The organism is Exiguobacterium sp. s57 (assembly GCF_018617685.1).
In the GTDB taxonomy this organism is placed as follows: domain Bacteria; phylum Bacillota; class Bacilli; order Exiguobacteriales; family Exiguobacteriaceae; genus Exiguobacterium; species Exiguobacterium marinum.
In genome coordinates, this window is record NZ_JACSKR010000003.1 from 35,986 (window position 1) to 48,767 (window position 12,782).

12 protein-coding genes are annotated in these 12,782 nt (G+C 48.2%); all 12 read left to right on the forward strand.

What is annotated here, in order from left to right:
• The first annotated feature begins 66 nt into the window (after positions 1 to 66).
• The 12 genes from hemE (at position 67) to KNO98_RS08705 (ending at position 12,779) form a co-directional block, all read left to right on the forward strand.
• A complete protein-coding gene (gene hemE, locus KNO98_RS08650) occupies positions 67 to 1,116 on the forward strand; it encodes a uroporphyrinogen decarboxylase (RefSeq protein WP_214700499.1) in 1,050 nt (349 codons plus the stop codon).
• Entirely contained in the window at positions 1,113 to 2,042 is a 930-nt protein-coding gene (hemH, locus tag KNO98_RS08655) for a ferrochelatase (RefSeq protein ID WP_214700501.1), read from the forward strand. The genes hemE and hemH overlap by 4 nt, the downstream gene beginning before the upstream one ends.
• Positions 2,035 to 3,426 (forward strand): protoporphyrinogen oxidase, encoded by a 1,392-nt coding sequence (hemG, locus tag KNO98_RS08660; RefSeq protein ID WP_214700503.1) that lies wholly within the window; start codon positions 2,035 to 2,037, stop codon positions 3,424 to 3,426. Before hemH ends, hemG begins: the two co-directional genes overlap by 8 nt.
• Positions 3,427 to 3,506: 80 nt before the next feature.
• Positions 3,507 to 4,394: an HAD family hydrolase gene (locus KNO98_RS08665; protein WP_214700504.1), complete on the forward strand. Its 888-nt coding sequence runs from the start codon at positions 3,507 to 3,509 to the stop codon at positions 4,392 to 4,394.
• A gap of 71 nt (positions 4,395 to 4,465) precedes the next feature.
• Positions 4,466 to 5,455: a lipoate--protein ligase gene (gene lplA, locus KNO98_RS08670; RefSeq protein ID WP_026826662.1), complete on the forward strand. Its 990-nt coding sequence runs from the start codon at positions 4,466 to 4,468 to the stop codon at positions 5,453 to 5,455.
• 145 nt (positions 5,456 to 5,600) lie between these two features.
• Positions 5,601 to 6,074 carry a PTS sugar transporter subunit IIA gene (locus KNO98_RS08675; RefSeq protein ID WP_214700505.1) on the forward strand — a complete coding sequence of 158 codons (474 nt, stop codon included), beginning with the start codon at positions 5,601 to 5,603 and terminating at the stop codon, positions 6,072 to 6,074.
• Between the two features lie 100 nt (positions 6,075 to 6,174).
• Positions 6,175 to 7,722: a long-chain-fatty-acid--CoA ligase gene (locus KNO98_RS08680; protein ID WP_214700506.1), complete on the forward strand. Its 1,548-nt coding sequence runs from the start codon at positions 6,175 to 6,177 to the stop codon at positions 7,720 to 7,722.
• 90 nt (positions 7,723 to 7,812) lie between these two features.
• Entirely contained in the window at positions 7,813 to 8,115 is a 303-nt protein-coding gene (locus KNO98_RS08685) for a metal-sensitive transcriptional regulator (RefSeq protein ID WP_026826659.1), read from the forward strand.
• 11 nt (positions 8,116 to 8,126) lie between these two features.
• Entirely contained in the window at positions 8,127 to 10,235 is a 2,109-nt protein-coding gene (locus tag KNO98_RS08690; RefSeq protein WP_214700507.1) for a heavy metal translocating P-type ATPase, read from the forward strand.
• Positions 10,232 to 10,438 carry a copper chaperone CopZ gene (gene copZ, locus KNO98_RS08695; RefSeq protein WP_015880952.1) on the forward strand — a complete coding sequence of 69 codons (207 nt, stop codon included), beginning with the start codon at positions 10,232 to 10,234 and terminating at the stop codon, positions 10,436 to 10,438. Before KNO98_RS08690 ends, copZ begins: the two co-directional genes overlap by 4 nt.
• A gap of 311 nt (positions 10,439 to 10,749) precedes the next feature.
• Positions 10,750 to 11,412, forward strand: coding sequence for a response regulator transcription factor (locus KNO98_RS08700; RefSeq protein ID WP_026826657.1), 663 nt, complete (start codon positions 10,750 to 10,752; stop codon positions 11,410 to 11,412).
• Between the two features lie 26 nt (positions 11,413 to 11,438).
• Positions 11,439 to 12,779, forward strand: coding sequence for a sensor histidine kinase (locus KNO98_RS08705; RefSeq protein ID WP_251129557.1), 1,341 nt, complete (start codon positions 11,439 to 11,441; stop codon positions 12,777 to 12,779).
• The last annotated feature ends 3 nt before the right edge of the window (positions 12,780 to 12,782 follow it).

Consider the following 12,782-nt stretch of genomic DNA (forward strand, 5'->3'; position numbering starts at 1 on the left):
TTTCTGTATAATGTTTTTGAGTTCACAAACAAGAGAATAAAGAGTGTAGGAGAAATTTAGAGGGGAATGACGCGACGTATGAACGATACAATTTTAAAAGCGTTTAAAGGAGAGGCGACGAACTATGTACCTGTATGGTATATGCGCCAAGCTGGACGCTATCAACCGGAATATCGAGAGATTAAAAAGACGAGGTCACTTTTCGAGATCACACATGATCCTGAACTTTGTGCATATGTCACGGAACTTCCGGTGAAACAACTCGGAGTCGACGCGGCCATCCTATATAAAGACATCATGACACCACTTCCATCGATGGGAGTTGATGTCGAAATTAAGAGCGGAATCGGACCGGTCATCGATAATCCATATCGTACGATGGAGGATGTGGAACGACTTAAACCGTTAAACCCAGATGATATCTCATACGTCTTTGATACAATCCGTTTATTGCGGGAACGTCTAGAAGTCCCACTAATCGGCTTTTCAGGTGCACCGTTCACATTGGCGAGCTACATGATCGAAGGGGGCCCATCCCGTAACTATCATCGCACGAAAGCGCTCATGTATGCAGAACCGGATGTATGGAATGCGTTGATGGAGAAACTCGGTGATATGGTCATCACGTATGCGAAGGCGCAAGCTGATGCTGGCATTCAGGCGTTTCAATTGTTTGATTCGTGGGTCGGCACGCTTAGTCGTAAAGATTATGCGCGTTACATCAAACCGACGACGGAGCGAATTTTCAAGGAACTGCGTTCACTCGATATTCCGCTCATCATGCACGGTGTCGGAGCGAGCCATCAAATCGAAGAATGGCATGACCTTCCACTAGATGTGGTCGGTCTTGACTGGCGTTTGTCGGTAAAGGAAGCACGGGAACGTGGGATTACGAAAGCCGTTCAAGGAAACTTAGACCCGTCGTTCTTGTTAGCTCCATGGCCGGTCATCGAAGAGAAGGTTAAGGAAATTTTAGATGAAGGAATGAAACAACCTGGTTACGTCTTCAACCTGGGACATGGGGTGTTCCCTGAAGTCGATCCGGCTGTTCTCGTCAAATTGACGGCATTCATTCACGACTACTCACGCGAAAAAATGGGAGGCAACGAATCATGAAAACAGTAGGACTACTTGTCATGGCGTACGGCACACCGTACAAACCGGAAGATATTGAACGTTATTACACGCATATTCGTTATGGACGCAAGCCGTCACCGGAGGCACTCCAAGATTTGACGGAACGCTACGAGGCGATTGGTGGCGTATCTCCACTCGCGAAAATCACAATCGATCAAGCGGAGACGCTTCGTGACATCTTGAATGAGCGTCATGTAGGTGAAATCGAGTTCAAACTGTATATCGGATTGAAGCATATCGAACCGTTCGTAGAAGACGCGGTCGCGCAAATGGCGAACGATGGCATCAAAGAGGCGGTATCGGTCGTCTTAGCACCTCATTACTCGTCATATAGCGTCAAATCATACAACGGACGTGCTCATGAAGAAGCCGCGAAGTATGGCATCGACATTCGTTCGGTAGAGTCGTGGTATGATGAGCCGAAGTTTATCAAATGGTGGGCGAGTGCGATTAACGATACGTATGCGTCATTGCCTGTACCGGCTGAAAAGACATGTCTCATCGTTTCAGCGCATAGTCTCCCTGAGAAGATTTTGGCTGGAGGCGACCCGTATCCGGATCAATTGAAAGAAACGGCTGATAAAATTGCCATTGAAACAGGCGTCCCGCATTACGAGATTGGTTGGCAATCAGAAGGGAACACGCCGGATCCGTGGATTGGACCTGACGTACAGGATCTGACGGCTGAACTTCATGAAAAATATGGCTATGAGGCGTTCGTCTATACGCCGGTTGGTTTTGTTGCAGACCATCTCGAAGTATTATTCGATAACGACGTCGAGTGTAAAGTTGTCTGTGACCGCCTCGGTGTTCACTACGCACGTCCAGCTATGCCAAATGCAGAGCGAAGCTTCATCGAAGCCATCGCGGATCGAATGGAAAGCGTGATTGTGCATCATGCGTAAATTCACGATTGTCGGTGGTGGGATCACAGGTCTCACCGCCGCTTTTTATGCGGAGCGTTATTTGCCAGAAGACGTGACCATCACGTTGCTCGAGGCGACAGATCGCCTCGGCGGAAAGATTGATACGTATGAAACAGGAGAATTTGCGGTTGAACGTGGACCGGATTCGTACGTCTTTCGAAAGACTGCGATGACGGAATTAATTGAAGACGTCGGCTTAGGGGATGAACTCGTTCGAAACGGTGTCGGACAGGCTTACGTTCTTCACCATGACGGACTCCATCCAATCCCGAAACAGACGGTAATGGGGATTCCGCTAGACGTCAACGCGTTTCGTGAGACGACGTTGCTCTCGGAAGAAGAGCACGAGGACTTGAAGCGGATGTTGCTGTCACCACCCAAAATAGAGACACCATATTCGGACGTCTCGCTCGGCCTCTACCTTCGTGAACGAGTCGGAGACCCGATCGTCGACCGATTGATTGAACCGTTACTCTCTGGTATCTATGCTGGAGATATCGATCAAATGAGTGCGATGTCGACGTTCCCACAGTTCATCGAAGGAGAACAGAAATACGGGAACTTATACGAAGGGATGCGGCATTTACGTCCTGAACAGCGGGTAGCTGAAGTTGGTGCGAAGAAAGTCGGTCAGTTCGCCTCATTGCAGCGGGGGCTAAAATCGCTCACAGATCGACTCGCTGAACGATTGGAGCGGACCGAGATCATTTTTAATTGCTCCGTCGAACAAGTGTCCGAGCGTGAAGAAGGATATCGATTGTTTACAACGCGTGGTGATATCGATACGAATCATCTCGTGTTGACGGTGCCGCCCCGTCTCATTCGTCAATTCCTCCCGAAAGTCGATAGTGACTTTTTGGCAGATATGAAGCCACATGCGACAGCGACCTGTTCTTTAGTCTTCAAAGAAGAAGACATCGAGCTTCCATTTGTCGGAACCGGATTTGTCGCGAGTCAGGAAGCGGATGTAACGATTACAGCGTGTACGTTCATCGACCAGAAATGGCCACACGCCGTACCTGAAGGATATCACGTCCTCCGCGTCTTTTTAGGTCGCCCCGGAGCAGATGAAATCGTCGAAGCGTCTGATGAGGACATTATCGAGACGGCACTACACGACCTTCAAGGTCTCATGCGCATTCATCGTGAACCGGTTCAGACGGTTGTCAGTCGACTCCGTGATGGTTTGCCCCCTTATGCGGTCTTTCACGCTGACCGTGTCAAGGCGCTGCGTGCCGAGATGGGCCGTGTGTATCCAGGGGTCATTCTCGCTGGAATCGCCTATGATGGAATCGGAATGCCGGACTGTGTGAAGAGTGTAAGAGAACAAGTGAAGGCATTGGGCGAAAAAATTGAGATTTGATGAAGGGAGGGTTCGGATTGTTCCGAATCCCTCTCTTTTTGTTATAGTTAGAAGCGAAAGAGAAAAAGGAGTGATGGAAGATGGCAACGTATAAACTTTTTGTATCAGACATGGACGGTACGATTTTGCACAACCACACCACTATCGCGAAGGAAACGGCTGAAATCGTTCGTGAGGCAGAAGCAGCGGGGATTCGGTTTGCGATTGCGACGGGGCGCAATTATGTGAATGCGAAACAGATTTTAGACGAGGTCGGATTATCTTGTCCGATCGTGTCATCGAATGGGGGACGCGTGCTCGACACTTCGGGAGAGGTCCTTCATGAAATCGATTTAACGATTGAAGAGGCACTTCAAGTCATTGATGTTCTTCATCAAGATGACAAATATGCGGACGTTTTTTACGAGATGTACACGGAAGCTGGGCTTGTTGCGAGCCGTGGTGACTTGATTGAGGCGTCGATGAAGAACTTGAAAGCGAATGGTGACGACCGCTCGCTCGAGATGTACGAATTCTTCAAAAACCGCTATTACGTCAATGAAGATGTGAAGATTGTTGACGACATCGAGAACTTTATTCGTAAAGAAGCGGGACGTGTCTATAAGTTCATTGCGTTCTCGAGCCATTTTGAGAAAATGTCAGCTCTGTGGAAAGAAATCGAAGCTCAAGTCGGAGGTGTGTATGTCACGTCTTCGGGCAATGACAACATCGAAGTGATGGCACACGGTGCGGATAAAGGTAACGGTGTATCGAAGCTCGCTGAACATTACGGCATCGACCTATCTGAAGTCGTCGTCATCGGTGACAACTTGAACGATGTACCGATGTTTAAAGTTGCCGGCAAAGCGATTGCGATGGGTAACAGCCATGAAGAACTGATTGCCATCAGTGATCACGTCACAGAACGGCACAATGAATACGGGGTGGCCAACGCTTTGAAACGAGTCATGACAGGTGAGTGGAGCTAAAAGATTTGGCGAGGCGTCGTCTTGTTTCGTATAATACGAGTAGCGAACACCTGACTAGGAGGAAATAGACTGTGAAATTTATTTTTAATCCAGATATCCGCGATCCGAAGCTTAACTTGGCGGTTGAAGAGTATATCTTAAAACACTTGAACGTAGATCATGAAGATTATTTCCTGTTCTACATCAATGGACCCTCGATTATCATTGGGAAAAACCAAAACACATCGGAAGAAATCAACTTGAAGTATATCGAAGAGAACGGCATCGATGTCGTTCGACGTCTCTCTGGTGGGGGTGCCGTCTATCACGATGAAGGAAACTTGAACTTCAGCTTCATCACAAAAGACGATGGCAACTCGTTCAATAACTATAAGAAGTTTACACAACCCATCGTTGATGCGTTACGTAACCTAGGTGTCGAGGCAGAGCTGACGGGTCGTAACGATATTCAGGTCGGCGAGCGTAAAATCAGCGGAAACGCCCAATTTACGACGCGTGGACGCATGTTCAGTCATGGGACGCTCATGTTCAATTCGAACATTGAAGAAGTCGTCAACTCACTTAACGTCTCTGAAGAAAAGATGCGCTCAAAAGGAATCAAGTCTGTTCGCAGTCGTGTCGCGAACATCACTGAATTTTTAGAGCGCGAGATGGAGATGCAACACTTCGTCGAGGCGTTACTCCATTCGATTTATGATGGAGAGCAGCCGGAGCGTTACGTTCTACGTGATGAGGACTGGGAAATTGTTCATGATATCTCGAAAGAGCGCTATGCGAACTGGGACTGGAACTTTGGGAAATCTCCGAAGTTCGACGTCGAGTCAAAACGCCGTTTCCCGATCGGGACGATCGACGTCCGCTTGAACGTGAACAAAGGGACGATCACAGAAGCGAAGATTTATGGTGACTTCTTCGGTGTCGGTGACATCCAAGACGTCGAGCAAGCGCTCGTTGGGACTCGTTTCGAACGTGCTGCCATCCGTGAACAGTTAATGACGCTCGATTTAAAACATTACTTTGGAAATGTCGAGCTCGAGGAATTGGTTGATTTGATTAGTTAAGATGACAGGGCGATCTCTACGGAGCTCGTCCTTTTTTGGCAGTTTCGTGAACGTTGGTCGAACGGATTGCGCCTCGACGGGAGAAGGCGTATCATAATTTGTGCAAGCGTTTTCGTAAAGGCTAATCAAAATAGGAGGAGTATGCATGTATCGGATGCTTAGTGAATGGATGGATGCGAGTCGTATGTGGGTGACGGAGCAAGCGACATTTGAACGAGCTGTCAAGGCGGTAGGTCTAGAGTTAGAACGAAAAGATATGGTCGATTCTTCATTTACACGGGTGATTCTCGATCAGGAGACGATTATTCCTTCCGGGGTGAGCGATGTCGCGATTCCGGTAGCTGTCATTGACGTGCCTCTCTCCATTTCAAAACGAGACGGCATTTCACTCCTTCACCTAATGAACCCGTGCGAAGTAAAGACGATCACCGGAGAAAAGATTCATGCAAAAGCCATTCTTTTGATTACGGCTACGAGTGAACCCAAAAAGCAGATGTATCATAAGTTGATTGATGATTTACTGATGGACGATGAGGCACTACAAGCGCTCGTTCATATCCAAAGTCGTGCCGGTATGTTTCATTTGCAGACGAACTTTTTGGAAGCGTTTTCTTATTGAAACATTTCATGTACAATAGAAGTAATTGAAAAGAGCGCGGACAACGTGCTCTTTTTTATGGCTCAAAAGTGAATCATCATTCATTTAAAGGGGGATTACCATGGCAAACTTAGTCAAGTCACTACAAGATGTAGTGGCCGCTCACCCGCAGAAAGCGGCGTATGTGTTTGGGGAAGACACGGTGAGTTACGGACAGTTTTATGGGCAAGTCAAGGCGATGGCGTCGACACTTGAACAAAAAGGAATCGGACAAGGGGATCATGTCGCTCTCGTCCTCGGCAATAGCCCTGCGTTCTTGATTACGTACTTCGCCGTGTTGTCACGTGGAGGGGTCGTCATTCCGATCAACCCTACATACACGCCGGATGAGATGGCTTACATTTTGCTCGATGGGGACGTAAAAGGAATCGTTGGGTTGTCGCCGCTCGTCGCACAGGCAGAAGCGACACTCTCGAAGTTGCCTGAATTGAAGATTGTCATCTCGGTGCCATATGCCGACGTTCCGGCATTGAAACGTGAAGGTGAGATTGAATTTATCCCATTTGCGGAATCGTTTGCTGCATCGGAAGGAACATTCGTCGAAGTGGATGAAGAGGAGGTCGCTGTCATTCTCTATACGAGTGGAACGACCGGAAAGCCGAAAGGGGCTCTTTTGACTCATCGAAATTTGTTCTCGAATGCGCATTCCATTGGAGAGTACTTGGACATCACGCCTGAAGATAAAGCGTTAGCGGCATTGCCGATGTTCCATGTCTTCTGTTTGACAGTTATCGTCAACGCGCCGCTTCTTCGTGGTGCGACGATTGTCATCTTACCGAAGTTCTCGCCACAAGACGTATTCGACTTAGTACCAAAGCACCGTGTGACATTATTTGCTGGCGTACCAACAATGTATAATTTCTTGCTGCAGACAGCAATGAAGGTACCAGCTTACACCTCTGCTCTAAAACATGTCCGCGTTTTCGTTTCAGGTGGAGCGAGTTTACCGGTTCAATTGCTCGAATCATTTGAGCAGATGTTCGAGTGTAAGATTCTAGAAGGGTATGGTCTGTCAGAGGCGTCACCGGTCACATGCTTCAATCCGCTCCACGGTGAACGAAAAGCTGGATCGATTGGACCTTCCATCGTTCATGTGGAAAACAAAGTCGTCGACGAGCTTGGGGAAGAAGTCGGCGTCGGTGAAGTCGGAGAATTGGTTGTACGAGGACCAAACGTCATGAAAGGATATTATAAACTGCCGGAAGAGACGATGATGACGCTCCGAGATGGTTGGCTCTATACGGGAGACTTAGCGCGACGTGATGAGGATGGTTACTTCTATATCGTCGACCGTAAAAAGGATATGGTCATCGTCGGAGGCTATAACGTATACCCTCGAGAGGTAGAAGAAGTGTTGTATCAACATCCTGATATCGTTGAAGCGGCAGTGATTGGTGTGCCGGATGCCGAGCAAGGGGAAGCGGTGAAGGCGTTTGTCGTCACGAAACATGAAGGAGTGACGAAAGAAGATATTCGTGCTTACACCCAAACAAAATTGGCGAAATACAAACAACCGACTTACCTCGAAATCATTGAAGAACTTCCGCGAAATACGACCGGCAAGATTTTACGTACCGTCTTAAAGAGCGAAGCGTTTCAAAATAGTTGAGTAGAGAAGAGCGACCTAGTTCGCTCTTTTCTTATCTTCTCATTTGACACTATTACGGGGTAGGGGTATATTGGTGGTGAGGTGATCAACATGGATGAATTTTTGCATGACCAACCACTCGTTCCGCGTGATGACGCTGAACGTGAGGCACTCGGGAAACGTCTAAAACGAATTGAAGGACAAGTCCGGGGAATTCAAAAAATGGTGGAGAGCGATCGTTACTGTGTCGACATTTTGACACAGACATCCGCTATTCAAGCCGCTCTCAAGCAAGTCGAGATGCAACTGTTAGAGCGTCACATGCGCAAGTGTTTGGTTCACGCAAGCGAGACGGAAAACATGGAACCTTACATTGATGAATTGATGACGATTGTCAGCCGCATCAAAAAATAAGGAGGGATTTCATGAAAACCGTTGAGCTATCCATACAAGGTATGACTTGTGCGGCGTGTTCGGCTCGAATTGAAAAAGTGTTGAATAAGATGGACGGAGTCGAAGCGACGGTCAACCTTCCGCTTGAAACAGCCACGATTCGTGTCGATGAAGGGATTACGGAAGAAGAGCTGATTGCTCGAATCGAGAAGATTGGATACGGTGCTGAACCGAAAGTCGAGATGGCGCCCCCGCATGATTTACGTCCTTTACAACGTAAGGTCATCATCTCTGCGCTGTTGTCGGCACCACTTCTATTGGTGATGTTGACTCATATCCCGGGTCTCGGGTTCCAAGCCGACTGGTTGATGAGTCCCTGGTGGCAATTCGCCCTTGCGACACCTGTCCAGTTTTGGATTGGCGCACAGTTTTATCAAGGTGCGTATAAGAGTTTGAAGAGCGGATCGGCGAACATGGACGTGCTCGTCGCGACGGGGACGTCTGCCGCATACTTTTATTCCATCTTTGAAATGATTGTACACCCGATGAATCCACATCTTTATTTTGAAACAAGTGCAGTCCTCATCACGCTTGTCTTACTTGGGAAGTGGTTAGAAGGACGGGCGAAAGAGAAGACGACCGATGCGTTGAAATCACTCTTATCGCTTCAGGCGAAAGAGGCGATCCTCTTTGTCGATGGTGAAGAACGGTCTGTTGCCGTTGAACTCGTCAAAGTAGGAGACGTTCTCGTCGTGCGTCCGGGAGAGAAAATTCCGGTCGATGGACGAATCATTGATGGAGAGACAGTTATTGATGAATCGATGTTGACAGGAGAATCGATTCCAGCGGAGAAGACGGTCGACGCCGAAGTCGTCGGCGGGACGATTAATCAGTCCCATCGCATTCTCATGCGGGCGGAACGTGTCGGTAAAGAAACGATGCTCGCTCAAATTGTACGCGTCGTCGAGCAGGCGCAAACCGACAAGGCACCGATTCAACGGCAGGCCGACCGCATCTCCGGTGTGTTTGTGCCAGTCGTTGTAGCAATCAGTGTCGTCACGTTCGTAGTATGGGCGTTTCTCTTGAACGATATCGATACGGCGATTCGGGCGTCGATTGCTGTACTCGTCATTGCGTGTCCGTGTGCGCTCGGTTTGGCGACGCCGACATCCATCATGGTCGGGACGGGACGAGCGGCGGAACAAGGTGTCTTGTTTAAAGGTGGAGGGCAACTTGAATCGCTAAATGAAGCGAATATCGTTGTATTTGATAAGACTGGGACATTGACGAACGGAACGCCGGAAGTGGTCGAAACATTCGGAGACGAAGCGGTCCTCAAACGGGCAGTGATGGCAGAACGGCAATCGACGCATCCTTTGGCAGCTGCGATTGGTCGTGAAGCAGGCGATGGTGTCGTGACGAAAGTGGAAGAGTTAGCCGGACGAGGTGTCAAAGCGGTCGTTGATGGGATAGAACTCACCATCGGGTCTGTCCGAATGATGGAGGAACTCGGATACAAATTGCCGGATTGGTCGATGCGGGCGATGACCCCGGTCTATGTCGCGGATGAGAGCGGAATTGTCGCGGCGTTCGGACTACAAGATCAATTGAAGCCGAAAAGTCGTGATGTTGTGCAGGCACTCAGTCAAACCCGCAAGGTGTATGTTTTGACCGGAGACCGGAAAGAAGTCGCATATGCGATTGCCGACGAACTCGGCATACCGAATCGTCAAGTCATCGCCGAAGTACTTCCTGTCGAGAAGGCAGATCAGATCGAACAATTGAAGCAATCCGGTCGTGTGGCTATGGTAGGGGATGGCATGAACGATGCCCCTGCCCTTGCGGTGGCAGACGTCGGCATCGCATTCGGAAGTGGCACAGATGTCGCTCTCGAGGCGGCGGATGTTACAATTGTAGGGCAAGACATTGAAGGCGTGAGTCGGGCGATGAATATGAGCCGCTTGACGATGAAAAACATTCGTCAAAATCTGTTTTGGGCCCTCGCCTATAATAGTCTTGGCATACCGGTTGCGGCAGCTGGATTACTTGCCCCATGGATTGCCGGTGCAGCGATGGCGTTCAGTTCGGTATCTGTCGTCTTGAACGCATTAAGATTAAAAACTCAAGGAGGATCATCATGAAAGAAACAACTTTAACAGTAGAAGGAATGACATGTAATCACTGCAAAGCGGCAGTGGAGGGAGCATTGAATGAATTGAACGGTGTCGAATCAGCGACGGTATCGCTCCAAGAGCATCGGGTCGATGTGATTCACCAAGACTCTGTTTCACTTGAAGCGATGGTGGAAGCAGTCGAAGAACAAGGATATGACGTAAAAGCATAATCATGGTAAGTCCCGAGTGAAATCGGGACTTTTTTTGTGGTATTCAACGGATAAGATGTATGCTATATTTAAGTTGATAATGAGAATCGGTATCAACGGGAGGCGGATATCATGGAAATGATCATGATCAGTGGAGTATTGGCGTTGATTAGTGGGGGCGCAGCATTTTTGACGCAACAGTTACGAACGAATTCAGTACGGTGAAGAAGGTGCGATTCCGTTGCCTTCTTTTTTCTTTGACTTCATTTCTTTCCCATCATTTCACGACAATTGTTTGATATGATGAGAAAAAACGTGTTGAGGTGACTTGAATGTATACAATCTACTTAGTCGACGATGAAGCAAACTTAAATAAAATGCTCGTCACGTATTTAGAACAGGAAGGATACAACGTGCGCTCGTTTGCGGACGGGATATCTGCACAAGAAGCGATTCCGGACCAACCGGATTTGTGGGTGCTCGATATCATGTTGCCGGACTTGGACGGGTTCCAATTGTTGAAACAAATCAAAGCTGTCAATGCGAATACGCCGACGATTTTCATCTCGGCACGCGACGAGGATATCGACAAAATCATCGGACTCGAGATGGGTTCGGATGACTACATCGCCAAACCGTTCCTCCCGAGGGAACTCGTCATTCGTGTCAAAAAATTGATTGACCGTGTCTACGGTTCGAAATCGAACGAGCATATCGAATACGGAGAATATACAATCTATCCGGATAAACGCCTTATCAAGCACGGAGACGAGGAGATTGATTTGACGTCAAAAGAGTTTGACTTACTTCTTTTATTCTTAGAATATCCCGGTTCGGCCTTGTCACGGGAACAGATTTTAGAAGGGGTTTGGGGGAATGACTATTTTGGTTCAGACCGCGTCGTCGATGACTTGGTGCGCCGTGTCCGGAAGAAATTACATCGTCTCGAGCTCGAAACACTTTACGGTATCGGTTACCGTCTCGTTAGACCATGATGGACGCGCTCAAGCCGAAGCGACTCATGTGGAAGATTTGGGTGCTCATCTTACTCATTATCGTGACGCTTGCGCTCATGATTTTGATTACGATCCGCTCATCTATCACTCAGTTTATCGATGAACAGGTATATGAGACGTTACGAGATGTGGACTACTATTTAGGCAATACGAACGAGTTAGAGAACTATCCCCAAAACCCGATCGAGTACGACCGACGGCAACAGGAATCCCGTTCGGTCAACCAATTGATTTTTCTCCCGAACGGACGAATCATCTATGGGTCGGCGCCGCTTGAATTGACGAACCGCATGTACCAGGAAGCGTTGAATCAAAGTGGACAAGTCGAGCGGTATCAGACGACGATTGATGGGGAAGACGTCTATTACATCATTCGTCAAAATGAATATGATGGAACGATTGTGTATCAGGCCTCCTACGCCTGGGATGCCTATCGTCGGGAGCTGGTGTCGACGTTATATTGGCGAATATCGATTCTGATTGGCATCATCAGCCTGTTATCACTTATTCCGGCATTATGGATGTCACGTCAATTGACGAAACCGATTGTGGAGATGGAACGAGCCGTTGAGAAGATTTCAAATCGACAGTGGGAGACGGCTCTCCCGTTAGATCGTCAAGATGAGCTTGGCCAATTGGCCCATTCGATTGATGCCATGCGGAAAGAATTGAAAGAGCAAGACCTGGCACAACAGGCGTTGCTTCAAAACATATCACATGATTTAAAAACGCCAATTATGGTCATTCGTGGTTATGCCCAGTCAATTGGGGACGGCATCTATCCGACGGGGGACTTGAAAGGCTCTGCCGAGGTTATAGATGAGGAAGCATCTCGACTCGAAAAGAAAGTCGTCGACTTGTTATACGTCACGAAGCTTGAATATTTCAAAGGGCAGGAAACAAAACTCGAACCAATCAATCTCGATAAGTTGCTGGAACTACTAGTCGCGCGCTTTAAGCTAAGAGGTCAGCTCGACTGGGAAATCAATGGTGAAGGTGGCGAGATGCTTGGCGATGGGGAACAGATTCGGGTTGCGTTCGAGAACGTGCTCGACAATGCACTCCGCTATGCGGAATCATGCATCCGGATTGACCTACATCAAGATGATGTCGGTGTGGAAATCACCATCTTTAACGACGGACCACCGGTTGATGAGAGCTTGGATTTGTTCCATCAATTTTCTCGTGGGAAACAAGGGAAGTTCGGGCTAGGTTTGTTCATCGTGCAACGAATTGTGACACTTCACACAGGGGAGGTCTCCCTACGAAATACAGGAGACGGAACAGCAGTACGATTTTACTTTCCAAGACTCAAACCGAACCATCTTTTAAAATCTGACGTTTGATTT